General features: G+C 70.7%; 25 protein-coding genes. 16 read left to right on the top strand and 9 right to left on the bottom strand.

Annotated elements, in window-relative coordinates; all coding sequences use genetic code 11:
- The first annotated feature begins 5 nt into the window (after positions 1 to 5).
- The 10 genes from SMD20_RS44205 (at position 6) to SMD20_RS44160 (ending at position 11,232) form a co-directional block, all read left to right on the top strand.
- Complete coding sequence (locus SMD20_RS44205; protein ID WP_329593247.1) at positions 6 to 983, top strand: helix-turn-helix transcriptional regulator; 978 nt, start codon at positions 6 to 8, stop codon at positions 981 to 983.
- 123 nt (positions 984 to 1,106) lie between these two features.
- On the top strand, positions 1,107 to 2,402 hold the full coding sequence (locus tag SMD20_RS44200; RefSeq protein ID WP_329593245.1) for a phosphoribosyltransferase family protein: 1,296 nt from the start codon (positions 1,107 to 1,109) through the stop codon (positions 2,400 to 2,402).
- Positions 2,403 to 2,414: 12 nt separating this feature from the next.
- Positions 2,415 to 3,836, top strand: a complete 1,422-nt coding sequence (locus SMD20_RS44195; RefSeq protein ID WP_329593243.1) for an RtcB family protein — start codon at positions 2,415 to 2,417, stop codon at positions 3,834 to 3,836.
- 20 nt (positions 3,837 to 3,856) lie between these two features.
- Positions 3,857 to 4,276, top strand: a complete 420-nt coding sequence (locus SMD20_RS44190; RefSeq protein ID WP_329593241.1) for an archease — start codon at positions 3,857 to 3,859, stop codon at positions 4,274 to 4,276.
- Positions 4,277 to 4,349: 73 nt separating this feature from the next.
- Entirely contained in the window at positions 4,350 to 4,982 is a 633-nt protein-coding gene (locus tag SMD20_RS44185; RefSeq protein ID WP_329593240.1) for a hypothetical protein, read from the top strand.
- 11 nt (positions 4,983 to 4,993) lie between these two features.
- Positions 4,994 to 5,671 carry a ribose-phosphate diphosphokinase gene (locus tag SMD20_RS44180; RefSeq protein ID WP_329593238.1) on the top strand — a complete coding sequence of 226 codons (678 nt, stop codon included), beginning with the start codon at positions 4,994 to 4,996 and terminating at the stop codon, positions 5,669 to 5,671.
- Positions 5,613 to 6,224 (top strand): TetR/AcrR family transcriptional regulator, encoded by a 612-nt coding sequence (locus SMD20_RS44175; protein WP_329593237.1) that lies wholly within the window; start codon positions 5,613 to 5,615, stop codon positions 6,222 to 6,224. The genes SMD20_RS44180 and SMD20_RS44175 overlap by 59 nt, the downstream gene beginning before the upstream one ends.
- Positions 6,208 to 7,338, top strand: a complete 1,131-nt coding sequence (locus SMD20_RS44170; protein WP_329593236.1) for an alpha/beta hydrolase family protein — start codon at positions 6,208 to 6,210, stop codon at positions 7,336 to 7,338. Before SMD20_RS44175 ends, SMD20_RS44170 begins: the two co-directional genes overlap by 17 nt.
- Before the next feature lie 56 nt (positions 7,339 to 7,394).
- On the top strand, positions 7,395 to 7,919 hold the full coding sequence (locus tag SMD20_RS44165; RefSeq protein ID WP_329593234.1) for a hypothetical protein: 525 nt from the start codon (positions 7,395 to 7,397) through the stop codon (positions 7,917 to 7,919).
- 145 nt (positions 7,920 to 8,064) lie between these two features.
- On the top strand, positions 8,065 to 11,232 hold the full coding sequence (locus tag SMD20_RS44160) for a S8 family peptidase (protein ID WP_329593233.1): 3,168 nt from the start codon (positions 8,065 to 8,067) through the stop codon (positions 11,230 to 11,232).
- A 95-nt stretch (positions 11,233 to 11,327) separates the two neighbouring features.
- Here the strand turns inward: SMD20_RS44160 and SMD20_RS44155 are convergent, their stop codons facing one another.
- Positions 11,328 to 11,789, bottom strand: a complete 462-nt coding sequence (locus SMD20_RS44155) for a hypothetical protein (protein ID WP_329593232.1) — start codon at positions 11,787 to 11,789, stop codon at positions 11,328 to 11,330.
- A gap of 627 nt (positions 11,790 to 12,416) precedes the next feature.
- Here SMD20_RS44155 and SMD20_RS44150 point away from each other — a divergent pair.
- Together SMD20_RS44150 and SMD20_RS44145 are read left to right on the top strand one after the other, a co-directional pair.
- Positions 12,417 to 12,764: a peptidase inhibitor family I36 protein gene (locus tag SMD20_RS44150; protein WP_329593230.1), complete on the top strand. Its 348-nt coding sequence runs from the start codon at positions 12,417 to 12,419 to the stop codon at positions 12,762 to 12,764.
- Positions 12,765 to 13,009: 245 nt separating this feature from the next.
- A complete protein-coding gene (locus tag SMD20_RS44145) occupies positions 13,010 to 13,363 on the top strand; it encodes a hypothetical protein (protein ID WP_329593228.1) in 354 nt (117 codons plus the stop codon).
- Between the two features lie 111 nt (positions 13,364 to 13,474).
- Here SMD20_RS44145 and SMD20_RS44140 read toward each other — a convergent pair whose 3' ends face one another.
- The 6 genes from SMD20_RS44140 to SMD20_RS44115 all read right to left on the bottom strand — a co-directional run bounded on the left by SMD20_RS44140 (position 13,475) and on the right by SMD20_RS44115 (position 19,496).
- Positions 13,475 to 14,062, bottom strand: a complete 588-nt coding sequence (locus SMD20_RS44140) for an isochorismatase family protein (RefSeq protein ID WP_329593225.1) — start codon at positions 14,060 to 14,062, stop codon at positions 13,475 to 13,477.
- Positions 14,063 to 14,219: 157 nt separating this feature from the next.
- Positions 14,220 to 14,606 (bottom strand): Tn3 family transposase, encoded by a 387-nt coding sequence (locus SMD20_RS44135; RefSeq protein ID WP_442942641.1) that lies wholly within the window; start codon positions 14,604 to 14,606, stop codon positions 14,220 to 14,222.
- 402 nt (positions 14,607 to 15,008) lie between these two features.
- Positions 15,009 to 15,719 (bottom strand): GntR family transcriptional regulator, encoded by a 711-nt coding sequence (locus SMD20_RS44130; protein ID WP_329593223.1) that lies wholly within the window; start codon positions 15,717 to 15,719, stop codon positions 15,009 to 15,011.
- Between the two features lie 124 nt (positions 15,720 to 15,843).
- Positions 15,844 to 17,538 (bottom strand): dihydroxy-acid dehydratase, encoded by a 1,695-nt coding sequence (locus SMD20_RS44125; RefSeq protein WP_329593221.1) that lies wholly within the window; start codon positions 17,536 to 17,538, stop codon positions 15,844 to 15,846.
- Between the two features lie 90 nt (positions 17,539 to 17,628).
- Positions 17,629 to 18,603 (bottom strand): cyclase family protein, encoded by a 975-nt coding sequence (locus SMD20_RS44120; protein ID WP_329593219.1) that lies wholly within the window; start codon positions 18,601 to 18,603, stop codon positions 17,629 to 17,631.
- Positions 18,604 to 18,632: 29 nt separating this feature from the next.
- On the bottom strand, positions 18,633 to 19,496 hold the full coding sequence (locus SMD20_RS44115) for a carbon-nitrogen hydrolase family protein (protein ID WP_329593217.1): 864 nt from the start codon (positions 19,494 to 19,496) through the stop codon (positions 18,633 to 18,635).
- Between the two features lie 143 nt (positions 19,497 to 19,639).
- On the opposite strand from SMD20_RS44115, the gene SMD20_RS44110 reads away from it, so the two are divergent.
- The 4 genes from SMD20_RS44110 (at position 19,640) to SMD20_RS44095 (ending at position 25,260) form a co-directional block, all read left to right on the top strand.
- Entirely contained in the window at positions 19,640 to 20,395 is a 756-nt protein-coding gene (locus tag SMD20_RS44110) for an SDR family NAD(P)-dependent oxidoreductase (RefSeq protein WP_329593215.1), read from the top strand.
- 46 nt (positions 20,396 to 20,441) lie between these two features.
- Entirely contained in the window at positions 20,442 to 21,488 is a 1,047-nt protein-coding gene (locus SMD20_RS44105; protein WP_329593213.1) for an ABC transporter permease, read from the top strand.
- Positions 21,489 to 21,528: 40 nt separating this feature from the next.
- Positions 21,529 to 22,698: a substrate-binding domain-containing protein gene (locus SMD20_RS44100; RefSeq protein ID WP_329593212.1), complete on the top strand. Its 1,170-nt coding sequence runs from the start codon at positions 21,529 to 21,531 to the stop codon at positions 22,696 to 22,698.
- Between the two features lie 69 nt (positions 22,699 to 22,767).
- A complete protein-coding gene (locus tag SMD20_RS44095; RefSeq protein WP_329593211.1) occupies positions 22,768 to 25,260 on the top strand; it encodes an ATP-binding cassette domain-containing protein in 2,493 nt (830 codons plus the stop codon).
- 84 nt (positions 25,261 to 25,344) lie between these two features.
- On the opposite strand, the gene SMD20_RS44090 is transcribed toward SMD20_RS44095, so the two are convergent.
- On the bottom strand, positions 25,345 to 26,184 hold the full coding sequence (locus SMD20_RS44090) for an SDR family NAD(P)-dependent oxidoreductase (RefSeq protein ID WP_329593209.1): 840 nt from the start codon (positions 26,182 to 26,184) through the stop codon (positions 25,345 to 25,347).
- Entirely contained in the window at positions 26,181 to 26,423 is a 243-nt protein-coding gene (locus SMD20_RS44085) for a hypothetical protein (RefSeq protein WP_329593207.1), read from the bottom strand. The genes SMD20_RS44090 and SMD20_RS44085 overlap by 4 nt, the downstream gene beginning before the upstream one ends.
- Positions 26,424 to 26,472: the final 49 nt, after the last annotated feature.

The following is a 26,472-nucleotide window of genomic DNA, read 5'->3' as shown; positions in this document are numbered from 1 at the left end:
GGAACATGTCCCGGCCCACTGCCCGTGTGCTCGCCCTGCTGGAACTCCTCCAGGCGGGAGGCGTCCGGACCGTCGCCGAACTCGCCGACCGGCTCGGCGTCGACGAGCGCACGGTGCGGCGCTACGCTGCCCACCTCATCGACCTCGACGTGCCCGTCGAGTCCGTACGCGGACGCTACGGCGGCTACCGGCTGGCCCCCGGCTACCGCATGCCGCCGCTCATGCTGACCGACGACGAAGCGCTCGCCGTGCTGCTCGGGCTGGTCGCGGGCCGGCGGGCCGGCCTGATGACGGCCATGGGCGCGGCGGGCGAGACGGCGGCGGCCAAGCTCCGGCGGGTGCTGCCGGCGCCGCTGGCCCACAGACTCGACGCCGTGCTCGGCTCCCTCGCCTTCACGACCCCGCCCGGCGAGCCGGCCGCCCCTGAGAGCGGGGTCCTGCTCGCGATCGCCGACGCGGTCAGCCGTCACCGGCCGATCTCGCTCAGGTACGCCGCGGCCGACGGCAGGCACAGCGAACGTACGCTGCACCCGTACGGGCTCGTGGCCCATGCGGGCAGGTGGTACGTGACGGGCGCGGATCCCGCGATCGGCGAGGACCGGACGTTCCGGCTGGATCGCATCACCGGCGTGACGACCCTGCCGGGTGGGTTCGAGCCACCCGCCGGGCTCGACCCGGCGGGACGCGTGCTCACCGGACTCGCCACCGCCCCTTACCGGTACGAGGTGACCCTGCTGGTCCAGGGGACGGCCGAGCAGATCCACACCTGGCTGCCGCCCGGCCTGGCGATCGTGGGAGAGCCGGACACCGGCGGCTGGTCCCGCGTCGAGCTACGGGCGGAACGGCTCGACTGGCTGCCCGGCGTCCTCGCGTCGCTGGACCTGCCGTTCGCCGTCGAGCGGCCGGACGCGCTGCGCGACCTCATCGAAGAGCACGCCGACCGGCTCCTGCGATCGGCCCGGCGACGTCCGCCGCGCGAATGAGCCTTCCCTGCCTCCTGCTCGGCTTCTTGGTTTCCTCGCCGTCGGCGTGGGGATGCGGGTGAGGTACGGGGAGGTGCCAGGGGGGCAGGTACGCCGATGTTCGCTGATCGTCATGATGCGGGTGTGCGTCTGGCCGAGCGTCTGACCGGGATGGTCACCGAGGAGAACGTGGTCGTCCTCGGGCTGCCCAGAGGCGGGGTGCCTGTGGCGTTCGAGGTGGCCCAGGCCCTGGGCGCGCCGCTGGATGTGATCGTGGTCCGCAAGCTGGGCGTGCCGTTCCAGCCCGAGCTCGGGTTCGGTGCGGTCGGGGAGGGCGGCATAAGCGTGATCAATCCCGAGGTCGTCCGGACGGCGGCCGTGACCCCGGCGGAGATGGCAACGGTGGAGAGGGGTGAGCGGGCCGAGGTGCTGCGCCGGGCGCGGCGCTTCCGCGGTGACAGCGCGCCGGTCGACCTCTCCGGCCGTACGGTCATCGTCGTGGACGACGGGATAGCGACCGGTGGCACGGCTCGCGCCGCCTGCCAGGTGGTTCGTGCGCGGGGCGCCGCACGAGTGATCCTGGCGGTCCCGGTCGGCGCGCCCGACACGGTCGCGAGCCTCCGCCAGGACGCCGACGAGGTGATCTGCCTGGAGACGCCTGACGCCCTGTGGGCCATCGGCGTCTGGTACGCCGATTTCACGCAGACCACCGACGAGCAGGTGGTCAAGCTGCTGCGACGGGCCGCCGGAGGCGCGGTCAGCGGGAAGGACGGCGTGGTGACGTCCGATCAGCCGGAGCGTGCCGACGAGGTGGTGGTGAATGTCGGTGAGGTCCGCCTGCCGGGGCGACTCGTCGTCCCCGAGGAGGCCGCGGGGGTGGTGGTCTTCGTGCACGGCAGCGGCAGCAGCCGGCACAGTCCACGCAACCGGTACGTGGCCTCGATGCTCAACCGGGCCGGCCTGGCCACCTTGCTGTTCGACCTGCTCACGGTCGAGGAGGAATACGACCGCGGCAACGTGTTCGACATCGAGCTGCTGGCCGGAAGGCTGTCGCAGGTGACGCGCTGGCTGAGCGATCAGCCTCAGGCCGCGGGGCTGCCGGTCGGCTACTTCGGAGCCAGCACCGGAGCGGCGGCCGCGCTGTGGGCGGCCGCGGACCTGGGCGGCCAGGTGGCCGCCGTCGTCTCCCGCGGCGGGCGCCCGGATCTGGCCGGGCCGCGCCTGTCCGCGGTACGAGCGGCGACCCTGTTGATCGTGGGCAGCCGGGACGAGCTGGTGCTCGGCCTCAACGAGACGGCGCAACAGCAGTTGCGCTGCGAGAACCACCTGGAGATCATCCCTGACGCCACCCACCTGTTCGAAGAGCCTGGGGCCCTCGAAACCGTCGCCGACCTGGCACGCGACTGGTTCACCGACCATCTCCCAACAGGCGTGAGCTGAGAGGCCCGCGCGATGGGGGCGAAAACGGAACACGCGATCCAGCTCGTCGAGGAGACGCCCTACCGCTTCCGCATCGAGCGGCAGGGATCGATGCGCGTGCCTGGCGTCGTCCTGGCCTCCCGCATGCTGCTTCCGGAGGACCAGGCGCTGCAGCAGGTCGTCAACGTGGCCACCCTGCCGGGCATCGTCCGAGCCTCCTACGCCATGCCCGACCTGCACTGGGGGTACGGATTCCCGATCGGCGGGGTGGCCGCCACCGACATCGCGGCCGGGGGCGTGGTCTCCCCGGGCGGGGTCGGCTTCGACATCTCCTGTGGAGTACGGCTGCTCGCGGCCGACCTCGACCGTGACCACCTGGCGCCCCGGATGAACCGGCTCCTGGATCGCCTCGATCACGTCGTCCCGCGGGGCACCCGGCGAGGCGCCGTCTGGCACCTGGCCGGGCCGACACAGCTGGAGCAGGTCCTGTGCGGCGGCGCCCGGTACGCGGTCGAGCAGGGCCACGGCGTGGCGCGGGACCTGGAACGCTGCGAGGACTTCGGCGCCGTCGCCGACGCCGATGTCTCCCAGGTCGGTTCCCACGCGATGGAGCGAGGGCTGAACCAGGTGGGCAGCCTCGGCTCCGGCAATCACTTCCTGGAGATCCAGTCGGTGGAGGAGGTGTACGACGAGGCGGTGGCGGCCGTGTTCGGCCTGCACCGCGGCCAGGTGTGCGTGATGATCCACTGCGGATCGCGCGGGCTCGGCCACCAGATCTGCACCGACCACGTACGCGTGATGGAGAAGGCGATGCCGCGTCACGGCATCACGGTGCCCGACCGGCAGCTCGCCTGTGCCCCGGTCGATTCTCCTGAGGGCCGCGCGTACCTCGGGGCCATGGCCGCCGCGGCGAACTACGGCCGGGCCAACCGGCAACTGCTCGGCGAGGCCGTACGGCAGGCCTTCGCGGACCTCGCCGATGGCGGCCTGGATCTGGTGTACGACGTCTCGCACAACTTGGCCAAGATCGAGACACATGACGGCGTGCGATTGTGCGTCCATCGCAAAGGGGCCACCCGGGCGCTGCCGCCGCACCATCCCGATCTACCGGCCGATCTGGCGCCGGCGGGCCAGCCCGTGCTGATCCCGGGCACCATGGGCACCGCCTCCTACGTGCTCACAGGAGTTCCCGGCGGCGAGGCGTTCCACTCCACCTGCCACGGCGCCGGCCGTACCCAGAGCCGCCACCAGGCGGCGCGGTCCACAACCGGCCGGCGACTGCACGAGCAGTTGGAGGCTCAGGGCGTCGTCGTCCGCGGTGCGACCTGGCGAGGGCTGGCCGAGGAGACGCCGTCGGCCTACAAGGACATCGACGCCGTGGTCACAGCCAGCGAAGGAGCAGGGCTGTGCCGGAAGGTCGCCCGCCTGGTGCCGCTCGGCGTCGTCAAAGGCTGAACGAGCGGAAGGAATCGCCGATGACCGCCGCGGCCGGGCACCGCCCCCTCCCCCACACCGCCGACACCCGCATCCAGGCCTGGGCGCCGACGGTCGGGGAATGCATCGCCCAGGCCGTGCTCGGCATGGCGGAGAGCTTCCTCGACCTGGATGGTGCCGCCGTCATCGGTGAGCGGGATCTCGACGTCGAACCCGGCGAACCTCAAGATCAGTTGGTGGCCGTCCTCGACGAGGTCATCTACCTGATGGACACCACGGGACAGATCCCGATCAGAGCGGAGGCCGAACACGGCCGGCACGGTCTGCGCCTCCACCTGGCCATGGCGGACGTGACGGCCGTGTCCCAGACCGGAGCGGTGCCCAAAGCCGTCGCCCTGCACCAGCTGACCTTCGAACACCACGCGGACCGGTGGACCTGCACGGCGACCCTGGACGTATGACGCTGCCCAGGTGCTCGCCTCGTGATCATCGCGTCGGGATATTCGGGTGCGCGGTGGGCGCGGCCGGTGTTACATGCTGCAGGTGATCGACGAACCGCTGGAACGGCTCCGCGCCGCCGCCCGACGTACCCGTGAGCTGGCTCTGAGCAGGGAGAGGACCGGCCTCGGCCAAGAGGACGCCGACGACGAGGCCGGCACGATCGGCACGGACGACGCCCTCGGATTCGATCCGTTCCCGCTGTTCGAAGCCCTCCACCGGCACGGCGTCCGAGCCGTGGTGATCGGGCAGGTCGCCGGAATCATGCATGGGTCCACCGAGCTGACCGGCGATCTGGACCTGCTCTGGGACGGCGCACCGGCGCACGCCCCTGCCCTGGCGGAGGCCTTCGCCGCGGCCGACGCCCGGCTGATCGACGAGAGAGGCGACCGGGTGGCCGCTCGCCCTGACCTCCTTCTCCGCCCCAAGGTGCCGTTCGTCTCGCCCGGGGCTGCGGGTGACTGCTGCACGCCGACGTTGCCCTGGGGCGGTCTGCAGGTCGGGGAGTTCCTCGACCGCGCGGTCACCGCGGTCGGTCCGGATGGCCTGGAGGTGCGCTACGTCTCCAGGGAAGACCTGATCAGCATGCGCCGCGCCCTCGGCCGTCCCAAGGACCTGCGCCGCGCGGCCGAGCTCGTCGGCCTGGTAGGGGGGAGAACCGAGGGGTAAGTGCCGGGGTCGTGCCGTACTTCGGGTACGCCCGTCAGGACCGTCGTGGCCGGGCCGGGCAGGCGATCGGGGTCCACGTCGTCGCCGGCGCGCTCGCCTCGGCCGGGACCCAGCGCCTGATCGTCGTGGATCCCCACACGGTCGCGCTGGAGGCCATCTGCTCTGTTCCGATGGAGATGCTCACGGCCGTGCCATCCCTCGCCCAGGCACTCGAAGGGCAGCTGCCGGACGGAGCCGTGGTGGTCGCCCCTGATCTCGGCGCGGTCAAGCTGGCCGAGCGTTTCGGCGCCTTGCTGTCACGGACCGTGGCGGTGGTGCGCAAGACCCGGCTGAGCGGGACGAGGGTGGTCGCCGAGGAACTGGTGGGGAACGTCCGTAATCGTCAGGTGGTCATCGTCGACGACATGATCAGTACCGGCGGCACGATCGAGGCCGCCGCGAAGGTCGTGGCCGACCATGGCGCGGCGCCGGAGATCGTCGTGGTCGCGACCCATGGGTTGTTCGTGGAGTCGGCGGCCGAACGCCTCGGCCGCGCCCCGATCCGGCGGGTTCTGGTCACCGACACCCTCGCACAGCCGGCCGCGCCGGCGATGCCCCTCAGCGTGTGCTCGGTGGCTCCACTGCTGGCCGATGCCATCGGCCGCCTGCACCGTGACGAGCCGCTGGACGACCTGCCGGCCCGGTCCTGACTGTGCCGACGCCGCGCAAGCCGTCCTGGTGAGCGAGGGCGCCGCGGCCGTGACCATGCGGCGGATGGCCGACATGGTCGGCGTGTCCCCCATGGCCGCCTACAAGCACTACCCGAACCGCCAGGCGCTGCTCGACGAGGTGGCCGAACGGGCGTTCCGCACCCTGAGCGAGGCCTGGGGCATCCGGGTTCCTGACGGCCCTTGGGAGGCGCGGGTGCTCGCCCTCCTGACGGACTTCCTGGACTTCGCCCTGGGACAGCCGCATCTGTACACGTTCCTGATGACCGATCAGCGCGAGCGGGCCCGGCGCTTCCCCGACGACTTCGAGAGCGGCGGGTCGCCGTTCCACAAGCTGGTCGCGCTGGCCGAGGAAGGCATGCGCGACGGGCTCATGCGCGAGGACGACCCGCTGGAGGTGACCCTGGCGCTGACCTCGTCCGTCCAGGGGCTCGTGCAGCTCTACCTCGGCGGCCGCATCGGCCTGGAGGAGGACGCCTTTCGCGAGCTGTGCAGGCGTACGGTGCGGAGGATCTTCGATGGCGTCCGGACGTGAGCGGCGCGGGAAGCGACGGGCGTGGAACGCGGGCCTGGCCGTCGTCGTCATCCTGGCCGCGGCGGCGGGAGCCGGAGCCTGGTACGGCAGCGACCAATCGATCAAGGTCGTGCATTACGGCACGAGCAACACCCAGGTGCTCGCCGTCCACGGCGACACGGTGACGCTGACGCGGACGCCGCAATCGGCCAAGTCGGGCACGTACTGGCTGGAGTGGAGCGGCACGTACTCGATGCTCGGAGACGTCGTGTCCGACGCGCCCGGCGGGATCACCCGCAAGGTGCTGCGCGGCCCGCCCCCTTCGGTGGGCACCCCCGGCTTCTTCGGCAACGTGCCCCCCGGTGACCCAAAGGTCGCCTGGGGAATCGACTACACCGAGATCATGGTGCCCACCGAGCTCGGACCCGCCCCTGCCTGGTACGTGCCGGGCGACAGCACCACGTGGGTCGTCGCCGTGCACGGGCAGAACGGACGGCGCAAGGCCGAGCTGAAGATCCTGCCCGTCGTGCACCGCCTGGGGCTGCCCTTCCTGGACATCACCTACCGCAACGACGAAGGCGCCCCGCCCTCCTCCGACGGCCTGCTGCACCTGGGCGACGCGGAGTGGCGCGACCTGGAGGCCGCCCTGCGCCAGGCACAGACCATGGGAGCGCGCCGGTTCATCCTGTACGGCACCTCGATGGGCGGCCAGATCGTCGGGCAGTTCCTCGGCCGCTCGCCGCTCGCCGGCCTGGTCGACCGGGTCGTCATGGACGCACCCATGATCGACGTACGGATGACCGCGGAACAGGGCGCCAGGAACCTCCACCTGCCCGCCTTCGTGGCAGGGCTGGCCGGCCAGGTCACCGAGTGGCGCACCGGCATCGACACCGACCGGCTCAGCCTGATCCGCCATCCGCCCCGGGTCAGGCCGCCCCTCCTGCTGATCCACACCGTCCCCGACACCGACCACCCGATCCAGGAGGCGCACGACCTCGTCGCCACGGGCAGGCGCCTGGGGTGGGAGATCCAGTTCGAGCCGTTCGCGCAGGGCGAGCACACGGAGGCCTGGAACGTGGACCGCGCCCGCTACGATCACCTCGTCAACCGCTTCCTGTCCCAGAACGCCCCGTGAGCACGCGGCGGACGGGGACGGCAGCCACGTCGACGGGGGCCATGATGATCGGGCGTGTGGCGGCGGCTCTGGCCGCATTACTGTTCCTGCCAGCCCTGGGCGCGTGTTCCGCGCCGCCTGACGACCCGCTGCTCAAGGACCCGGCGCGATGGCCGCTGACCGGGCTGAGAGGGCTCATCGATCACCACGAGCTGCCCGACGGAGGCGAGCGGGCGCTGGCGCAGATCAAGGTCGGCTCCGTCGACCTGCTCGCCTGGATCAACTCCGCGGGCCGGTGCGGCCTGTCCGGCTCCGACTGGAGCATGTACGTCGACCTGACCGAGTCCTCCGGGCACCCGAGCCGGGACGACGGGTTCTCCGGGCCGATGGAGCCGGCGGCCGGGGTGTCGAGCGAGAGCAAGGTCAGCCTGTTCTGCACCCCCACCAGGATGCTGATCAGGGTCACCGGGGAGACGGCGCAGCCCTTCGTCTCCGGTGACGCGGTGGCGCAGCTCTTTCGCGGCGGGCTCAACGCCGTCGTCGGCTCCCGGCAGGCTCGGCAGGAGTCGCTTCCCGGCGCGACCGTGACGCCGGGCGGATAGCGCCCGCTTCGAAGCCGGCGGCAGTCCTGCACGAATGTGATCTCACCCTCCTCTTCATCGGCGCCGTGCAACCTGGGACGACCTCCCGATCGTCTCGGAATAGCGAGTGATCATCGCCGACGGATTCGGAATGGGAGAAGACGGAGTGCGAAAGACGACGACGAGAGCGGCGGGCGCGTTCCTGCTGGTCGCCGCATCCATCATCGTGTTACCCGCCGCTCACGCGAGCGCCGGGGCAGCGGGGAACGCCCGCAGTGTCACCCTGATCACCGGCGACCGGGTGGTCCTCGCACCGGACGGAAGTCCCCTGATCACGCCGGGCGAGGGAAGGGAAGGCATCGACTTCCACACCTTCGGCAGCGGCGAGCGGTTGCGGGTCGTGCCGGGTGACGCGATCGAGCTCCTGCGGCAGGGGCGCCTGGATCCGCGCCTGTTCGAGGTGAGCGCGCTGGCCGAGTCCGGCTACGACGACCGGAGCCGGCACCTGGCGCTCGTCGTAGCCGGTGCGCCCGCGCCCAGATCGTTGCGCGGCGGGGCGGGGCTGCGGGCGCTGGCCGCCGTCGGCGGCTTCGCCGTGCGGCAGGACAGGGCGCAGGCCGTCCGGTCCTGGCAGGACCTGCGGAACGTCGGGGGCAAGATCTGGCTCGACGCGCGCGTCAAGCTGTCCCTCGACACCAGCGTCAAGCAGATCGGCGCTCCCGCGGCCTGGGCGAAGGGGCTCACCGGCGCGGGAGTCAAGGTGGCGGTGCTGGACACCGGCATCGACAGTGCCCATCCGGACCTGGCCGGGAAGGTGGTCGCGCGGGCGGACTTCACCGAGACGCCCGACGAGCGCGATGTGGAGGGGCACGGCACGCACGTGGCGTCCACCATCGCGGGCACCGGAGCGTCCTCCGGCGGCAGATACCGCGGGGCGGCGCCGGACGCCCAACTGCTGGACGGCAAGGTGTGCGAACCGGGTTTCTGCACCTACTCCGCCGTCCTGGCCGGGATGCAGTGGGCCGCCGACCAGGGCGCCCGGGTGGTCAACCTGAGCCTGGGCGGCCCGGACGAGCCCGGTCTCGACCCGTTGGAGGAGGCCGTTCAGCGATTGAGCGAGAGCCACGGCACGCTGTTCGTGGTCGCGGCGGGCAACGTCGGGGCTGACCGTTCGGTCAGCTCCCCCGCAAGCGCGGACGCCGCCCTGGCCGTGGGGGCCGTGGACAGGACGGACCGGCTGGCGGACTTCTCCAGCAAGGGCCCGCGCGCGGGCGACCACGGGCTGAAGCCGGAGATCACCGCGCCGGGCGTGCAGATCACCGCCGCGCGGAGCAAGGACAGCGCGGGCAGCGGGCCGTACGTGGCCATGTCGGGGACCTCGATGGCGACCCCGCACGTCGCGGGAACGGCCGCGCTGCTGGCGGGCGCGCACGCGAGCTGGAAGGCGGCGGAGCTGAAGGCCGCGCTCATGGGCTCGGCCAGGCCCCATCCGCAGACGGGGGTGTTCGCCCAGGGAGCGGGACGCGTGGACGCCGAGCGGGCGGCCACCCAGACGGTGACCGCGGACCCGCCCGGCCTGGGGTTCGGCCTGCAGCGCTGGCCGCATGCCGACGACGAGGTGCTCACCAGGAAGCTCACCTACCGCAACCACGGTGATGCGCCGGTCACCCTCGACCTCGGCGTCACCTCGGGCACGACCTTCTCGGTGAGCCCGGCCACGCTGACGGTGCCCGCGGGCGGACAGGCGGAGGCGACGGTGACGGCGGACACGCGCACCGGCGAGCCCGACGGCTTCCTCGGCGCTTTCGTCGAGGCCAAGGGGCCGGGCGGCGTCGTGGTGAGCACGCCCGCCGCGGTGGAGAAGGAGATCGAGAGCTACGACCTGACCGTCAACCAGACCGACCGGTCGGGCAGGCCGACGGTCGACTATCAGATGGTGATCTGGCGGCTGGACGCCGCGGAACCGTCGCCCCAGGTGTTCTGGCCGACCGAGAGCTCGATGACCTTCCGCCTCCCCAGGGGCGAGTACCTGCTGGACTCCACCGTCCTGAGCGAGGACGGCGTGGCGCTGCTGGTGCAGCCACGCCTGCGCCTGGACAGGGCGTGGACCGTCGAGGCGGACGCCCGGCTGGGCCGGCCCACGTCGATCCGCCCGCCCACGCCCGGCGCGGAGCTGAAGGAGGGCAGCGTCGCGTACTCGTTCAGGACGCCCGGCCGGTTGAACGTCAGGGGCTGGTACCCGAGGAGCTTCGCCAGGGCGTTCACCGCGCAGCTCGGCCCCGAGCAGACGGAACAGGGCATGATCACCCGGGTGAGCGCGCACTACCAGGCGGGTCAGGACAGTTACCGGCTCGCCTGGTTCGAGCGGGACCGCATGATCACCGGCTATGACCGGGCGGTGGACCCCAAGGATCTGGCGCGCGTACGTGTCGACGTCGCGGAGCAGCTGCCGGGCGCGAGCGTGCTGATCAGCCGTCAGGCCACGCCGAGCCAGGGCGTCATGCTGACGCATGGCAGCCTGAACGAACTCACCCCGCCGTCGACGTTCAACGAGTACGTCAACACCGACGACGGCATCCGCTGGTACGCCACCATGGCGGAGTACGGAACCGACGACCAGCTCACCACGTTCTCGTCCGCGCCCGTGCGGTTGCGGCCGGGCAGCGTCAGCACGGAGTTGTGGAACCGTGGCGTGTTCGGCCCCTCGCTCCCGTCGGGGGACCAGCCGCGCGAGCCCGCGAGCCGCACCGGCGACGTGATCGCGGTGAATCTGCCGATGTTCGGCGACGGGCGCGGGTCGATCGGGGATTCCTGGCCGGCCGCCGAGCACGTCTCCCTCTACCGCGACGGCGAACTCGTCGGCGAGAGCGACGGGCTGATGGAGAGTTTCACCGTACCGGCGGGCCGGGGAACGTACCGGCTGGTCGCCGGCGCGGAGCGGGGAGAGTCCGCGGTGTTGTCCACGCGCAGCTCGGCGACGTGGACGTTCCGGTCGGAGAGTACGAGCTCGCCGACCCGGCTGCCGCTGTCCGTGGTGCGGTTCACCCCGGACCTCGACGTGCGGAACTCCGCTCCGGCCGGGCGGCGCTTCGTGGTGCCGTTCACCGTGCAGCGGCTGGCCGGCAGCGCGGCGGGCCCGGCGCGTGAGGTGGTCGTGGAGGTGTCCTACGACGACGGGGTGACCTGGAGCCGGGCGAAGGCCGCCGGGTCCAAGGTTGTCGTGGACCATCCCGGGCGCAGCGGGTTCGTGTCACTTCGGGCAAGTTTGTCCGACATTCACGGCAACACGGTGGAGCAGGCCGTGATCCGCGCCTACCGGATCACCGCTCCGTAGCGGCACGTTCGTTCCCGGCGGTCCCCGGCGGGTCGCCGGGAGCGGCTTTGTCGGCCTTCGAGGAGTCTGAGTGCAGGAAGTGGCGGTGGCGATGATCACGGGGTTGCTCTCACAGCAGCCATTCGGCATCCACGCCTTACGGCCGTTGTCGCTGCGATGCCCGGCCTCGGATGGCTCGCCGCGTAGGTAGGTGGGAAACCGCCGTCGTCGCCTGCCAGTGCGGCCAGGTAGTCGCCGATGCGCACCAGCAGCTCACGATGGCCTGGTAAGGCGCAGCGGGCCAGAGCCAGACCCGCCACGCCGGTCATGAACAGGGTGTGGTCGGCGATGAAGGGCAGGCAACCGCCGAGGTTGCGCACCTTCAGCAAGGCGTCGACGCCGTCGGCGATGAGCCGGTCAACGGGGTCGACGGTGTGCAGGGCGAGCAGGGCCAGAGTGTGGGCGCCGATGTTGCCCTCCCCTACCTCGCGCCGGCTCGCGGTCAGCCGGGCGGTGACGAAGCGATGGTCTTCGGCAGCGGGTGGGCGGCCGAGGCCGTGGCGGGTGAGGATCTTCATGGCGCAGCCGGTCAGTTCCCTCCAGGACGTGTGGCCCCGGTAGTCCAGATGGGCGGCCCGCCGCGCAGGCCAGCACGGCCTCTGAGGAGGATCCGAACGACCAGTAGCGACATCGGGTCGGTGTTGGTCCCGGTTCGGTGACTCGGGCTGTCTGCGCTGCTCAGCGGCCCCTGCGTTCCGGGTCATGCCAGTTGATGTCCTGTCTGACGACCAGGTCTCCCGCTACGGCCGGTTCGCGGCCGAGCCGACGCCGAGCGAGTTGGAGCAGTTCTTCCGCCTGCCGGCCCGGGCGATGGAGCACGACTCGCCCAGCTTGTTGTCCCAGCTGGCGCGTGAGCATCTGATCTCCTCGCGGGTGATCCGGCCGGGAGACGCACGGCCGGGTCGCGCACCTGCTGACCTCCGCTCTGGTGGCCGAGTTGGACAGCTTGCTTGTTGGTCGGTGCGGAGGTCGGCCGGCCTGGCACGACCATCGACACGTTGTCCGTGTCGCCAGAGCGAGCGACCTGGCCCTCTCCTCCTGTTCCATCGAGTCGCGACACCAAGTTAGTCACTCTGAGTATGTTAGTGAACGCATAGAGTGAGGGTAAAGAGATCGCAGAGTCCCACCACCGACAGGAGACCCCCGTGCGTTCCCTCGCCCTGCTTGCGGTCCTGACCGCCGGCGCCATCCTCGCCCCCGCCGCGCCCGCCACGGCCCGCGCCCTTCACGCTGCTGACCCGCGCTGCCCCGACGATGCGGTCTGCTTCTGGACCGAGCCCGAATTCGAAGGCGAGCGGCAGGTCGTCCTCCCCGTCTCCGGCTCGCGTCCGTGCATTCCCACGCCCGAGGCTCATGCGGAATCGGCCATCAATAACACCCGCTTCTCACGGCTGCTGTACCTCGACCCCGGCTGCTCCAACAAGCCTGTCGGGTTCATCCCGGCAGGTGAGAACATTCCCTTCCTCGATCCTCCCATCGCCGCTTGGCGGTGACCTGCCATCCGGCCAAGGGACGCGGCCTGACGCCACGCGCTGGATCGCGCGAACCGAGGTCACCCGATCTCTGGCGCGCGAACGCGCCGCTGCCCACACCGCCGGCCCGCCGACCCACCCACTGCCGCGCCCTGTCTCACTACCGGCGCGCCGCTGTCTCTCGCACCTGCGAGCCGAGGTCCTACCGGCCGTTCCCCCCTGCAGGGGGGAACGCCTTCCCTCATGACCCGAGGAGGTCATCCGCGATGAACATCGCCCGCCGTACTGCGGCCACCTTCGCGCCCCTGGCCGGCGCCCTGACCTTCGCCCTGGCCGCCAGCATCGCCCAACCGGCCGCAGCACATGCCGCAGCCGACTTCGCCTGCCCGCCCGTGCTGGGCATCTGCGCCTACGACGTGGATGAAAACCTCAGAGTGCTCTATGACGACGAAGCCGACATCATCCCGCCCATCGTCCGGGCGGCCAACTACAGCGACGACTCCTGGTGCTTCTACAACTGGTTCGGCTACGGCGGTGCCAGCCGAGAGCTCGCCCCGGGCCAGGCCGCCGACGACTTCGGCTTCGTCGTCCGCGCCGCTCGACGCGGATCGTGTGACTAGCTGACGGACGCGGCGGCCCAAGGCATCCGGCCCGAGCGCCGACGCCGCCATCTTCAGCAGGCTGAGCGTCGGTGCGCTCGCACGTCGGCGAGCGGGGTGGGACCGGCCTGTTCAGGCGACGACGGGTTCGCCGATCAGTGCGACACCGGCCCGACGTAGCTCGTCCAGCGCGGTGCGCGTGGTGTCGGCGGCGACGCCGGCGGTGTAGTCGAGCAGGACCTGAACGGTGAAGCCCGCGCGCGCTCCGTCCAGCGCGGTGGCCTTCACACAGTGATCAGTCGCGATGCCGACGACATCGAGGTCAGTGACGTCACGGGCCTTCAGCCAGGCCGACAGCCTCTCGCCTTCCTGAGTGAAGCCCTCGAAACCGCTCTTTGAGGCGGAGTGAGCGCCCTTGTAGAACACCTCGTCGACGTGCCCGGAGTCGACGGCGGGCGCGAAACCCGGATGGAACTCCCCTCCCTCGCTGCCGACGACGCAGTGCACGGGAAAGGAGTCCTGGAAGTCGGGAGTGTCGGAGAAGTGGGCGCCCGGATCGATGTGGTGGTCACGAGTGGCCACGACGAAGGCATACTGCCCATCGGCGCGCCGGAGCAGGTCAGCGATAGCAGCGGCCCGATCCGCACCACCCTTCACCGGAACGCTGCCGCCCTCGCAGAAGTCCTTCTGCACATCGACGACGATCAGTGCACGGCTCACGGACGATCCCCTTTCTCCAGGCGTAGCCAACAGTTACCTTAAGTGTAAACCTCATCACTATAAGTGCTCGACGTGAAGGAACAGCAGGGGACGGAGTCCTGGCCGTATCGGCGGCCGATCTACAAGACCTTGCGTGTGCTGGCGTGGATCGCGGCGGTCAGCTCGGGTCGCCGGTATCGAAGGGCCGCAGCCCGTCTCCAGCCTCTGTACCGGCGAAGGCGTAACGGCCCAGGAAGTTGATGTGGTCGTAGGCGATCGACGACAGCCGGGCGCACATCTCGTCGGTGACGGGAAAGCCCTGCTCACGCGGCTGGGTGACGGCGGCGTCAAGATAGAGGCTGTTCCACCACACCACCGCGTTCAGCGCAAGGCCCAGAGCATCGAGCTGGTCTTCCCTGCCCTCGCGGTAACGCTGGCGCAGCTGGCCACGGTTTCCGAAAGCAATCTTCCGCGCGAGCCGATGCCGGGCCTCCTGCACGTTAGGCTGAGCGCCGACCAGCACGCTGATGCCCGGCAGCAGGATGCACTCCTTCAGCAAGTGCACCCGTGCCCGGTCGAACAGTGCCCTCGGCCCTTCCACCGAGGCCCACGCCCCACGCCCCGCGCCCCGCGCCGCCACCGGGCGCCGGCCGTAGTCGGCCAGGCAGGCAGGATCGAGGCCGAGCTGCTCGGCGTCGCCGGGCGGCGCTTGTTCGCCAGGGCGTCCCGGGCCGCGTGTCGGGGAAGCGTCCGTAGCGGGCGACCTGCTCATCGGAGAGGAATCCGAAAGGCATGGCCCTGGAACGTAGGCCCGCCAACCAGGACAAACGAGAGCAGTCACTGAACCGAAACGAAGATCACGTCCCTAGCGCCAATTTCGGCACTCAGACTCCTCGAAGGCCTGTCCCGGCTTCCTGGTCGACGTAGTCGTCAGTGCCGGACATCCGGAGCGGGCCGATCGGCGAGCTCAGTCGTCGGTGAAGACAGGGAGCACGGGCGGGGCGAAGCGGGCGCCGGCCTCCGGGTCGCCGGTCGACTGGGTCAGCAGCAGCCGCGTCGTCTCCAGGAGGTGATCACGCATGGCCTGGGCCGCGCCCTGGTCGTCCCGGGCCTGGATGCGCTCGAGAATGCGTTCGTGCACCCGCCAGATGTCCCACAGGGTCCGCGTCTGCGTCGTGGACAGGCCGCGCGCGGCCATCTGCGCCCGCATCGTCGCGACGGACTGGGTCACCCGCGTGTTGCCCGCGGCCTCCAGGATCATCTCGTGGAAGGCCACGTCCTCTTCCTGGAACAGCCGCTCGTCCCCGCTCTCGCAGGCCTGCCGCATCCGCTCTAGCGCCTTGGAGAAAGGCGCCATCTGGGCTTCGGTCATCATGGTCGCGGCGCGGTACGCCGAGGGGACCTCGAGCAGGTAGCGCAGCGTGTAGATCTCCTCGATGTCGCGCGTGTCTATCTTGAGGATCCGCACCCCCCGGCTCCGCTCGAACCTGACTACGCCGTGCGTGGCGAGCTGCAGCAGGGCCTCACGGACGGGCGTCCGCGAGACCCCCAGCTGGGCGGCGATCTCCACGACGGAGTGCAGTGAGCCAGGTGCCAGCTCACCCGTGACGATGGCCCGGCGGACCGCCTCGAAGGTCTGGGCCGCCAGCGACGTCTGGTCCGTCGAGATCTGCTCCATATGGACGTGGCTCCCGGTCAGTCGGTCCGCGCAGCGCCAGAACGCCTTGGTCGGCCGAGACGATATCACTCAGAACGAAGATGTGGCATGTGGCATGCAATGCCCCCGGTCAGAGGGCCGCCGGTCAGAGGAACGACAGGTCCGCGCCCTCGCTCGCCGGCAGGACCGTCTGCGCGTACAACCTCCGCCACCCCCGCGCGGGCAGCTCGGGCGGGACGAAGTCCGCGCGACGGCGCTCCAGCTCGTCCTCGTCCACGAGGAGGTCGAGCCGCCGCGCCGCGACGTCCAGCCTGATGAGGTCGCCGTCGCGGACGAGCGCGATCGGTCCTCCGGCGGCGCTCTCCGGGTCGCAGTGCAGCACCACGGTGCCGTACGAGGTGCCGCTCATCCGCGCGTCGGAGACCCGCACCATGTCCCTGATCCCGGCCTGGGCCAGCTTGGCGGGGATGGGCAGGGCGCCCGCCTCGGGCATGCCCGCCGCGATCGGCCCCGCGTTGCGCAGCACCAGGACGTGGTCCGGGGTGACGTCCAGATCCGGGTCGTCGAGGATCCGCTGGGCGTCCTGGGCCGACTCGATGACCAGGGCCGGTCCGGTGTGGTTCATCAGGTGCGGGCTCGCGGCCGCCGACTTGATGACCGCTCCCCTCGGAGCGAGCGTGCCCTGGAGCACCGCCAGGCTGCCCGCCGCGCCGAGCGGGTCCTCCAGCGGGCGGATCGTCGTCTGCCAGTCCTCGCGCGCGGGGCTCTCGTCGATCAGCGAGCCGAGTGACTTCCCGGAGACGCCGACGGTCTCCCGTTCGAGCAGCGGTTCGAGGACCTTCAGCAGGGCCGGCAGACCGCCCGATCGGTGGAAGTCCTCCAGATATCCCGATCCGGCGGGCTTGCAGTCGACCAGGAACGGCACGTCGGCGCCGATCACGTCGAAGTCCTTGAGCGTGAGGTCCACTCCGGCCCGCCGCGCGACGGCGATCAGGTGGACCAGCGCGTTCGTCGATCCGCTCATCGCGGAAAGCACCCGGATGGCGTTGCGGAACGCGGCCGGGGTGAGGATCTCGCGGGGGACGGGGCCTCCCGATCGGGCCAGTTCGACGGCGCGGCGGCCGGTCTCGGCGCCGTGCCGCAGGCGGGCGCCGGTGGCGGCCGGAGGGGTGGCGCCGCCGGGCAGCATCATGCCGAGGGTCTCGGTGATGCAGGCCATGGTGGACGCGGTGCCCATGACCGCGCACGTGCCCGCGGTCGACACGAGTTCGTTACGGACGCTGGTGATCTCGGACTCGTCGAGCTCGCCGCCGCGGTGCCTGCCCCAGAAGCGGCGGCAGTCGGTGCAGGCTCCGAGGCGCTCGCCCCGCCAGCTGCCGGTCATCATCGGCCCGACCACTTCGAGCAGGACCGGCTTGTCGGAGGAGGCGGCGGCCATGAGCTGGGCCGGCACCGTCTTGTCGCAGCCGCCGAGGAGGACCGCGGCGTCCATCGGCAGGGCGCGGATCATCTCCTCGGTGTCCATCGCGAGCAGGTTGCGGAACAACATCGTCGTCGGGGAGGTCAGGATCTCCCCGAGCGAGATGGTCGGGAAGTCCATGGGCAGGCCGCCGGCCTCCAGGACGCCGCGTCTGACGGCATCGAGCAGGGCCGGCATGTCACGATGGCAGGTGTTGTAGTCGGACTTGGTCACCGCGATGCCGACGATCGGCCGGTCCAGCGCCTCGTCGTCGTACCCGCTGGAGGCCAGGAAAGCACGCCGCAGGTAGGTGCTGAAACCGTCGTCGCCGTAGGACGTACGGCTCCGGTCGATGGCCGACTCAGTCGGTCGGGCGGGCATGGGGACCTCCGGGGGTATGGCTGGTAAGGAAGAAGAAGGCCGGCAGTGTCACGGGCGCAGTGTCATGGGCCCAATGTCATGGGCGCAGTGTCATGAGCGCAGTGGCATCGCGAGCGGGCGCATCGGGGCGCCGGTCGCGCCGCGCAGCTTCATGGCGGCGGCGACGAAGGCGAACTCGTAGAGCCGTTCGGCCGAGATCTGCTCGCAGTCGACCACCTCCATGATGGGGACGCCCGCCTCCCCCAGGAGATAGGTGTGGACGACCTGCCAGTTCTCCTCGTCCGCGCCGGGCATCTGCTCCAGGGCGAGAGTGTCTCCGCCGATGACGGACGCGCCCATCCGGGCGAGGAACTCGGCCCCTTCCAGGTTCAGCCCGGGGCTGTTGTCGATGTAGGCGTCGATCGCGGGCCAGGCGCGCATCCGGCCGGTACGGACCAGCGCCACGTCACCCGGCCGGAACTCGACGTTCTGCCGCCGCATGGCCTCGCGCAGATCGTCGGCGCCGATCCCGTGGTTGTCGGGCAGGATGTCGGTGTCGTACAGGGCGGCGATGTCGAACAGCACCCCGCGGGCGATGATCGGAGGGATCTTGTCCGCGCCGCACTTGGTCCAGTGCCGGGAGCTGATGTGCTCCTCGGCGGAGAACCCGTTCCAGATCTTGCCGTTGTACCCGAAGTGGTTGAGGGTGTCGATGTGCGTTCCGCAGTGGGTGTACATCGAGATCGCGTCGCCCGAGTAGGAGACCAGTTCGTTCTGCTCGCGGCCCACTCCGGTGATGTCGTCGAGGACCGTGCCGGCGGGGGTGTGCGTCATCCACTGCTGGAAGTTCGGGTCGCCGGCCTTCGTCCATGAGGGCATGCCGACGAAGTAGTCGACCGACAGGTCGATGACGCTGCCGCCGTCCGCCCGGCGCAGCACCTCACGCGACGCCTCGGGGGTGATCAGGTTGAGCATGCCGATCTCGTCGTCGGGACCGAACGGGCTCCGGGTGACCTCGCGGAACTTCGCGCAGTACGCCGCGATCCTGTCCCTGGTCGCTTCGCTGATGAGCGCTGGTCCACACATGGTGATGTCGGCCTTCCTCTTGGATCCGGTTACTGGCCCGTGGCCATCAGGCGGGTGAGCTCGCCGTACATCTCGGGGCGGCGCCCGGAGAAAACCGGCAGCTCGAACTCGCCCGGCTTCTTGATCAGCCGCTTCGTGCGGGCGGCCCGGACGTCGATCGACGCCCCGAACAGCCCCTCCTCCTGGCCCGCGTCGGCCAGCACCTCTCCTGAGGGGGCGATGATCTGGCTCCTGCCCATGAAGCGGGTGCCGGCCTCGGCGTCGGCGCGGTCGGCGACCGCGAGATAGACGAGGTTCTCCAGCGCGCGCACCCGCGTCATGTGGTCGGCGAGCATGTCCGACCCCATCGGCCAGTTGGTGGGCATCGCGATGACGTCGGCGCCCTGGAGCGCGAGCTCGCGGGCCGATTCGGGGAAGCGCAGGTCGAAGCAGATCATCACGCCGACCCGGCCGAAGGGGGTGTCGGCCACCCGGGGCGCCGCGTCGGCGCCCGGGTCGACGAACCGGTCCGCGCCGAGGTAGGGCAGGTGCTGCTTGCGGTAGCGGCCGATGATCCCCGAGGGTCCGAGCACCAGGGCCGAGTTGTGGACCTGCCCGTCCGCCTCCTCCAGCAGGCCCACCACCGCGTGTACGGAGTTCTCCGCGCAGGCCCGCACGATGCGGGCGATCCTGGGGTCGCCGGTGCCGATCGCGGCGGCGCGCGTCTCGGCGCGGGAGCCGAACAGGTAGCCGGTGAGCACGCACTCGGGGAAGACCACGAGCTGATGCCCGCTCGCCGCGCCGGCCCGCAGGGTCTCGATGACCCGATCGACGTTGGCGGCCACGTCTGCCCGGTCGACGCTGATCTGAGCGACCCCGACCTGGACGCCGCTTGCGGTAGGTGAGCCGGTCAACGTGCCATCCCTCGGGTCCGGTGGTGAGTGAGTAACCGGCAGAGTGGCATGCAGCATGCAGCACGTCAAGTCGTTGACATGCTGCACGCTGCATGCAATGGTGACCCGACTAATCGGACATTCCGCAGGAGAGAGGCTGAGTTGTGCCAGAAGTAGTGATCGTCAGCGGTGCCGGAGGCGGTATCGGCGCCGCGACAGCACGCGAGTGCGCGGCGGCCGGCACGTCCGTTCTCCTGACGGATCAACGCGTCGAACACGTGGAACGGCTCGCCGCCGAACTCCGCGCCGGCGGACACGACGCCCTGGCACACGGGCTGGACGTCACCGACGAGGACGCGGTCGCCGCCGCCGTCAAGGTCGCCACCGACCGGTGGGGCCACCTCGACGGCCTGGTCAACTGCGCCGCCACGATCGTGGCGAAACCCCTGGTCGACACCACCCTCGACGACTGGAACCGGGTCATGACGGTCAACGCGACCGGCACCTTCCTGCTGTGCAGGCACGCGGTGGCCGCGATGCTCGCCCAGGGGACGCCCGGGTCGATCGTCAACCTCTCCTCGATCTCCGGCACGGTCGGCCTGCCCGGCCAGGCCGCCTACTGCGCCTCCAAGGGAGCGGTGCTGCAGCTGTCCCGCCAGATCGCCGTCGACTACGCCGCCGCCGGGATCCGGTGCAACGTGGTCAGCCCCGGATCGGTCGCCACCGAACAGCTGGCCACCTACCTCGGATCCCAGCCCGATCCCGACTCCGCCCGGCAGCGGCTCATCGCCGGCCACCCGATCGCCCGCCTGGCGGACCCCCACGAGGTGGCCAAGGTGGTCACCTTCCTGCTGAGCTCCGCCGCCGGCTTCATGACCGGCGCGGACGTGGCCGTGGACGGCGGCTACACCGCCATCTGAGCACGGACCCGCGCACCCCCGCAGATTTCCAGAGAGGTACTCGTAAATGTCTCGGCGTACGACCTCGCCGCCGGCCAAGCGCGCCGGACCTGGTGGACTGATCGATCTGCGTCGCCTCAGGGCCGGTCGCTTCTCCTCCATCTGGCTGATCACGCTGCTGCTCTTCGCCGCCAGCCCGCTCATCTCACCCGGCAGCCTGTCCGGATCCGCAGTGCTGTCCATGCTCCCGTTCGCGGCGGTGATGGCGATCGCCGCGCTCGGGCAGACCCTCGTCGTCGCCCACGGCGGCATCGACCTGTCGGTGCCCGGCGGGATGGCGCTGGCCGCCGTGCTCGCCACCAAACTCCCCGCCGCATCGGGGGTCCCGGTCTGGGCGGCCGTCGGGCTCGCGCTGGTCGTGGGCGCCCTGGGCGGGCTGATCATCGGTTTCGCCGTGGTCCGGTTGTCCATCGCGGCGTTCGTGGCGTCCCTGGCGGTCAACTCCATCCTCATCGGCGTGGTCCTGCAGGTCTCCAGCGGCTTCCCCGCCTCGGCCAGCGCCGCGCTGAGCGCGTTCGCCGTCGGATCGGTGGCGGGCATCCCCAACCTGCTGCTGGTCGCGGTCGTCGTGGTCGGGCTCGCGCACTGGATCATCCGCCACACGGTGCTCGGCCGGCGATTCATCGCCGTCGGCGCCGGACGGCCCGCGGCGCGGCTGCTCGGCCTGCCCACCGGCTCCTACGAGATGGGCGCGTACGTGGCGGCGGGAATCTGCTACTCGCTGGCCGGCGTCCTGCTCGCCGGCTACCTGCGGACTCCGGACATCCTGCTCGGCAACACCTACCTGCTCCCCACCATCGCGGCCGTCGTCCTCGGCGGAAGCCTGCTGTCCGGCGGCATCACCAACCTGGCCGCCACCGCCGTCGCCGCGCTCTTCCTCACCCAGCTCGACCAGGTGGTCCTCGCCGCCGGCGCGTCCACCGCCACCCAGCTCCTCGTCCAGGCCGCCGTACTCGCGCTGAGCGTGGTGGCCCGCGGCGTGCCGTGGAGCGCCGTCCGCGCGCGGCTGACGACCCGCGCCCCCGACCCCGCCGCCACGCTGCCGTCGCGCTAGCCGACCAGGCCCCCAAGTGTCCCCCAGACAGGAGAGCCCCATGACCTCCACCAGAGCCCGCTTCCGGGCCCGCGGCTCGGCCGCCGTCCTCGCCCTCGCCCTCGGCGTGACGGCCTGCGCCGGCGGGCCGGGCGCCGCGAACAACGCCACCGAGGGCGGTGTCGAGGCCGTCTACGACAACGCGGCCAAGATCGGAGACGTTTCCCAGCTCCGTCCCATGTCCGACTTCTGCGGCACCAAGCCGGTCAAGGTCGCGCTCGCGGACGGCACCGGCGACAACGCCTTCCGCAAGACGGCCCGCGCCGAGTTCGAGGACGAGGCCGCCAAGTGCCCCAACATCACCGTGCTGCCGTACGCCGACGGCCAGAACAACCCGCAGAAGGCGATCAGCGACATCAAGGCCCTGGTCGCCCAGGGCGTCGAAGCCCTCGTGGTCTTCCCCGACGCCGGCGAGGCGCTGCTGCCGACGCTGCGTGAGGCGTACAAGGCCGGCGTGCAGGTGGTGCCGTGGACGGCGAACCCCGGCGGCAAGCCGGGCGTGGACTACACCGCGTTCGTCGGCCACAACACGGTCAACGACGGCGTGACCTGGACCCGCTGGATGTGCGAGTCGCTCGGCGACAAGGGCGGCAACGTCGTCTTCCTCGGCGGCACCCCGGGCAACACGCAGAGCATCACCGAGATGGTCGGCATCGAGAAGGAGCTCAAGGAGAACTCCGCCTGCGCGAACGTCAAGCTGCTGAACGAGCCGGGCAAGCCGATCGACACCAACTGGAACCCCGCCCAGATGCAGAAGGTCGTGGCCGGGCTGCTCACCAAGTACCCGACCATCGACGGCGTGATCACCGACTCGGGCGACGCGTCGCTCGGCGGCATCCGCGCCTTCCTCCAGGCCGGCCGGCCGCTGCCGAAGTGGACCGCCAACGACAACAACGGGTTCGCGTGCGCCTGGAAGGAGAACGCGGACAAGAACCCGACCTTCCAGACCGTGACCGTGTCGGCGCGTACCTGGATCATCCGTCTCGCGCTGCGCAAGGCCGTCGCCGCGCACCAGGGGATCAAGAACGACGAGCCGGAGATCATCAACATCCCGATCTTCGAGAACACGCTCGACAAGACGAAGCTCCCGAAGTGTGACCCCGACCTTCCCGCCAGCGCTGTCCTGTCCTCCGAGCTCACGCCGGAGCAGCTCAAGCAGGCCTACAGCTGATCACTTGTCGCCTTCCGCCGGGCACGCGCCCGGCGGAAGCGATGAGCCGAGTGAGGAGTGATCCTTCGCATGGTCGATTCGACAGCCGGACTGGTTCTCCGCGGGGTGACCAAACGTTTCCCCGGCGTCGTCGCGCTCGACGCGGTCGACTTCGAGGTGCGCCCCGGCGAGATACACGCCCTGGTGGGAGGGAACGGCGCCGGGAAGTCCACGCTCATGGCGGTGGCGTCCGGAGCGCTGGCCCCCGACGCGGGCACCATCGAGATCGCGGGCGAGCCGATGCGGCACATCTCCCCGATCGCCGCCCGAGAGCAGGGCCTCGCCATCGCCTTCCAGCACCCGGCGCTTCTCCCCGACCTCACCGTCACCGAGAACCTCCTGCTGAGCGTGCCGAAGCGGCTGCGGCCGTCGTTCGGCGACGCCCAGGACTGGGCCAGGGAACGACTGCTCCCCATGGGGATGGACATCGACCCGGCCGCCGTGGCCGGCCGGTTGACCCTGGCCGAGAAGCAGGCGCTGGAGATCTGCGGGGCCCTCGCCTGCGAACCCAGCGTCCTGATCCTCGACGAGCCCACCGAGCCGTTCATGGTGGCCGAGATCGACAGGCTGTTCGAGCAGGTGCGCAAGGCCGCCGCCGGCGGGATGGCCGTGGTCTACATCAGCCACCGGCTCCCCGACGTGATGGCCCTGTCCGACCGCCTCACCGTGCTCCGCGACGGGCAGATCCGCGGCACCTTCCTCGCCTCGGAGGTGACCGAGGAGGAGATCATCACCCGCATCGCGGGCCGGGAGATCGACGCGCTGTTCCCGCCGCGGCCCTCCTCCGTCGGCGACGTCGTGATGGAAGTACGCGATCTGCGCTCGGACCGGCTCCGGGGGATCACCACCACCCTCGCCCGCAACGAGGTCCTCGGCCTGGCCGGCGTGGAAGGCAACGGGCAGCGCGAGTTCATCCGCGCGCTCGGCGGAGCCGACCCGGTCACCGGCGGCGGCGTCACCGTCGCCGGCCGGCCCGTGGAGCTCGGCAGCCCCCGCCGCGCCCGGCGGGCCGGCGTGGTCCTCATGCCCCAGGAGCGGCACGTCGAAGGCGTCGCGACCGTGCTCTCGGTCAAGGAGAACCTCGGCGTCGCCGCCACGAACCGGACCGCCTCGGCCGGGGTCGTCAAGGGATCGGCCGAGAACGCGCTGGTGGCCGAGGAGATCCGGCAACTCGGCATCAAGGTGGCCTCGCCCGACTCCGCCGTGGAGCACCTGTCAGGCGGAAACCAGCAGAAGGTGGTGCTCGGCCGCTCCCTGCTGTCCGACCCCAAAGTGCTGCTGTGCGACGAACCCACCCAGGGGATCGACGTCGGCGTACGGTCCGACATCTACCACCGGCTCCGCTCCACCGCCGAGTCGGGGACGCCGGTGGTCGTGCTCAGCTCCGACAACGTCGAACTCGCCGGGCTGTGCGACCGCGTGCTCGTGTTCTCCCGAGGGCGGGTCGTCCGCGAGCTGACCGGCGACGAGATCTCCGAGCACGCCATCACCGAGGCGTCCCTCACGGCGGCGACCTCGGACCAGAGCCCGGAGGCCGCCGGACCGGACCGGCGTACGGGCCCGCTCGGCAGGTTCCGCCGCCTGCTCTCCAGCGAGCAGGCGCCCAGCCTGTTCCTCGCGGCCGCGATCGTGCTCCTGGCCCTGGTGAGCGCCACCAGGAGCGACCGCTTCCTGTCCGAGTTCAACATCGCCAGCATGCTCGGCCTGGCGGCGCCGGTGCTCTTCCTCGCCGCCGGGCAGCTCATCGTCATGCTCACCGGAGGAATCGACCTGTCGGTCGGCCCCCTGAGCGGGACCCTCGTGGTCATCGCCTCGTTCTACGTCCTCGACGGGTACGGAGCCGGGTGGTGGATCGTCGGACTGGTGCTGATGTTCCTCGCGGCGGCCGCCGTGGGGCTGGGCAACGGGATGATGGTCAGATACGCCCGGGTGACACCGGTGGTCGCCACCTTGGTCACCTACACCGCGCTCCAGGGACTCTCCCTGGTCATGCGCGACTCGCCCGGAGGATCGATCGCCAGCACCGTCACCGAAGTGCTCGGGGCGCGCATCGGCCCGATCCCCTACGCGGTCATCGTCGGCGCGGCCGTCCTCATCGCGCTGGAAGTGATGTCCCGGCGTTCGATGACGGGGCTCCGGCTCCGGGGCACCGGCTCGTCCGAGCATGCCGCACGGAACCGGGGAATCCCGGTGGCCCGCGTCCACCTTGCCGTCTACGTCGCCAGCGCGCTGCTCACCATGCTCGGCGCGCTGCTGCTGATGGCGCAGATCGGCGTGGGCGACCCCACCGCCGGCGTCAGCTACACGATGGCCAGCATCACCGCCGTCGTCCTCGGCGGAGCCTCGATCTTCGGCGGCCGGGGCAGCTTCATCGGCGTCCTGTTCGGAGTCGTGCTTCTGCAGGTCATCCAGAACACCACCGTGTTCCTCGGCCTCTCGCAGGCATGGCAGTACTGGATGCTCGGCCTCATGGCGCTGGCCGCGACGGCCATCTACTCGCAGGTCCGCGCCGCACGAGCGTAAGGAGCGCCGGGCCCATCGTCCTCGGCTACCGGCACCCCGGGGTCGAGGCGGCCGTGGACGAGGCCGGCGGCGACCACGCGATGGTCAGCTGGGCATGACCGGCGCCCCGGCGTCGACCATGTGCTGGGTGAGGTGATGCAGGCGCATTGCCTTCTCACGGTCGAACGCGGCGCTGCCGAGGGAGAGACGGCGCTTGGTGAAGTAGGCGCTGAAGGCCTCGGCCGGCGGATCTTCCAGCAAGGTCGTCATGGGAATGACGGCTTTGGCGACGGAGGTGGCGACCAGCGGGAAGGTCGCCTGCACCGCAGCACGCAGCGGCGCCGGCAGGTGGGCGGGCATTCCGGTCGAGACGACGCCGGGGTTGTAGCCGATGTAGCGGATCTCGCCGCCGTACAACTCGCCGAAGGCCACGCCGAGAAGGTCGTTGGCGCGGAACGACTGCAAGGTGGCCTTGGTGCCGTTGTAGCGACGGGTCAGTTGCAGGTCGTCCCAGTGAATGCGGCCCAGGGGGACGCCCGGCGTGCCGACGTTCATGACGACGGGCCGGGGCGCGGGCATCATCAGGTCCCGCAGGCCGTGGCTGAGGATGTGCCTGCTGAGGTAGGCGAGGGCGAAGCTGTGCTCGAAGCCCTCGCCCGTGGTGGTGCGGGGGCCGAAGAGCCGGTAGCGCTGGGCGCAGAGGATGAGCGTGTCCAGCGAAGTGCACGTGCGATGGAGGGTGGCGAGGAGTTCCTTGGTCGCCGCGATCGAGGTGAGATCGGCGCGCAGGAAGGTGGCGTTCTCGCTCGCGGCTTCGGCCAGGAAGGACTCGCCCTTGGCGGGGGTGCTGCCGACGGCCACGACGCGTGCGCCCTGGCGCAGGTAGTGCAGGGCGAGGCCCTTGCCGATCCCGTCGGTGCCTCCGGTGATGACGACGGTCCTCATGCCTTGCCTCCCAGGGTCTGCAGCCTCAACGAGGTGCACAGGTTCCAGACGGCGTTGCGGTTGCGCGGCTGGCTGAACGTCCAGCCCATGAAGCGCTTCTCCGCCTGCGGATCGGTGCGCTCGGCGATCCGGGAGGCCGGCTTGGCCATGGCAGAAGCGCCTCGTACGGCGAGACCACGGGCGATCTCCTTGCCGATCCCGCCGGTGCTCCCCGTGATCACGGCAGTCGTTGCGTACATGACATCTCCATCCATTTCTGTCACTCAGTGCCAGACTATACATTGAATG

This window comes from Nonomuraea sp. LP-02 (assembly GCF_036289125.1).
In the GTDB taxonomy this organism is placed as follows: Bacteria; Actinomycetota; Actinomycetes; order Streptosporangiales; family Streptosporangiaceae; genus Nonomuraea; species Nonomuraea bangladeshensis.
Note: the sequence above shows the minus strand (reverse complement) of the source record. Positions and strands in the feature narration are given on the sequence as shown.

Excerpts from the sequence above, each read along its gene's own strand:
- SMD20_RS44205 (WP_329593247.1), top strand. The coding sequence starts at position 6 with ATGTCCCGGCCCACTGCCCGTGTGCTCGCCCTGCTGGAACTCCTCCAG.
- SMD20_RS44195 (WP_329593243.1), top strand. The coding sequence starts at position 2,415 with ATGGGGGCGAAAACGGAACACGCGATCCAGCTCGTCGAGGAGACGCCC.
- SMD20_RS44190 (WP_329593241.1), top strand. The coding sequence starts at position 3,857 with ATGACCGCCGCGGCCGGGCACCGCCCCCTCCCCCACACCGCCGACACC.
- SMD20_RS44185 (WP_329593240.1), top strand. The coding sequence starts at position 4,350 with ATGCTGCAGGTGATCGACGAACCGCTGGAACGGCTCCGCGCCGCCGCC.
- SMD20_RS44175 (WP_329593237.1), top strand. The coding sequence starts at position 5,613 with ATGCCATCGGCCGCCTGCACCGTGACGAGCCGCTGGACGACCTGCCGG.
- SMD20_RS44170 (WP_329593236.1), top strand. The coding sequence starts at position 6,208 with ATGGCGTCCGGACGTGAGCGGCGCGGGAAGCGACGGGCGTGGAACGCG.
- SMD20_RS44155 (WP_329593232.1), bottom strand. The coding sequence starts at position 11,789 with ATGAAGATCCTCACCCGCCACGGCCTCGGCCGCCCACCCGCTGCCGAA.
- SMD20_RS44145 (WP_329593228.1), top strand. The coding sequence starts at position 13,010 with ATGAACATCGCCCGCCGTACTGCGGCCACCTTCGCGCCCCTGGCCGGC.
- SMD20_RS44130 (WP_329593223.1), bottom strand. The coding sequence starts at position 15,719 with ATGGAGCAGATCTCGACGGACCAGACGTCGCTGGCGGCCCAGACCTTC.
- SMD20_RS44125 (WP_329593221.1), bottom strand. The coding sequence starts at position 17,538 with ATGCCCGCCCGACCGACTGAGTCGGCCATCGACCGGAGCCGTACGTCC.
- SMD20_RS44120 (WP_329593219.1), bottom strand. The coding sequence starts at position 18,603 with ATGTGTGGACCAGCGCTCATCAGCGAAGCGACCAGGGACAGGATCGCG.
- SMD20_RS44105 (WP_329593213.1), top strand. The coding sequence starts at position 20,442 with ATGTCTCGGCGTACGACCTCGCCGCCGGCCAAGCGCGCCGGACCTGGT.
- SMD20_RS44100 (WP_329593212.1), top strand. The coding sequence starts at position 21,529 with ATGACCTCCACCAGAGCCCGCTTCCGGGCCCGCGGCTCGGCCGCCGTC.
- SMD20_RS44095 (WP_329593211.1), top strand. The coding sequence starts at position 22,768 with ATGGTCGATTCGACAGCCGGACTGGTTCTCCGCGGGGTGACCAAACGT.
- SMD20_RS44090 (WP_329593209.1), bottom strand. The coding sequence starts at position 26,184 with ATGAGGACCGTCGTCATCACCGGAGGCACCGACGGGATCGGCAAGGGC.
- SMD20_RS44085 (WP_329593207.1), bottom strand. The coding sequence starts at position 26,423 with ATGTACGCAACGACTGCCGTGATCACGGGGAGCACCGGCGGGATCGGC.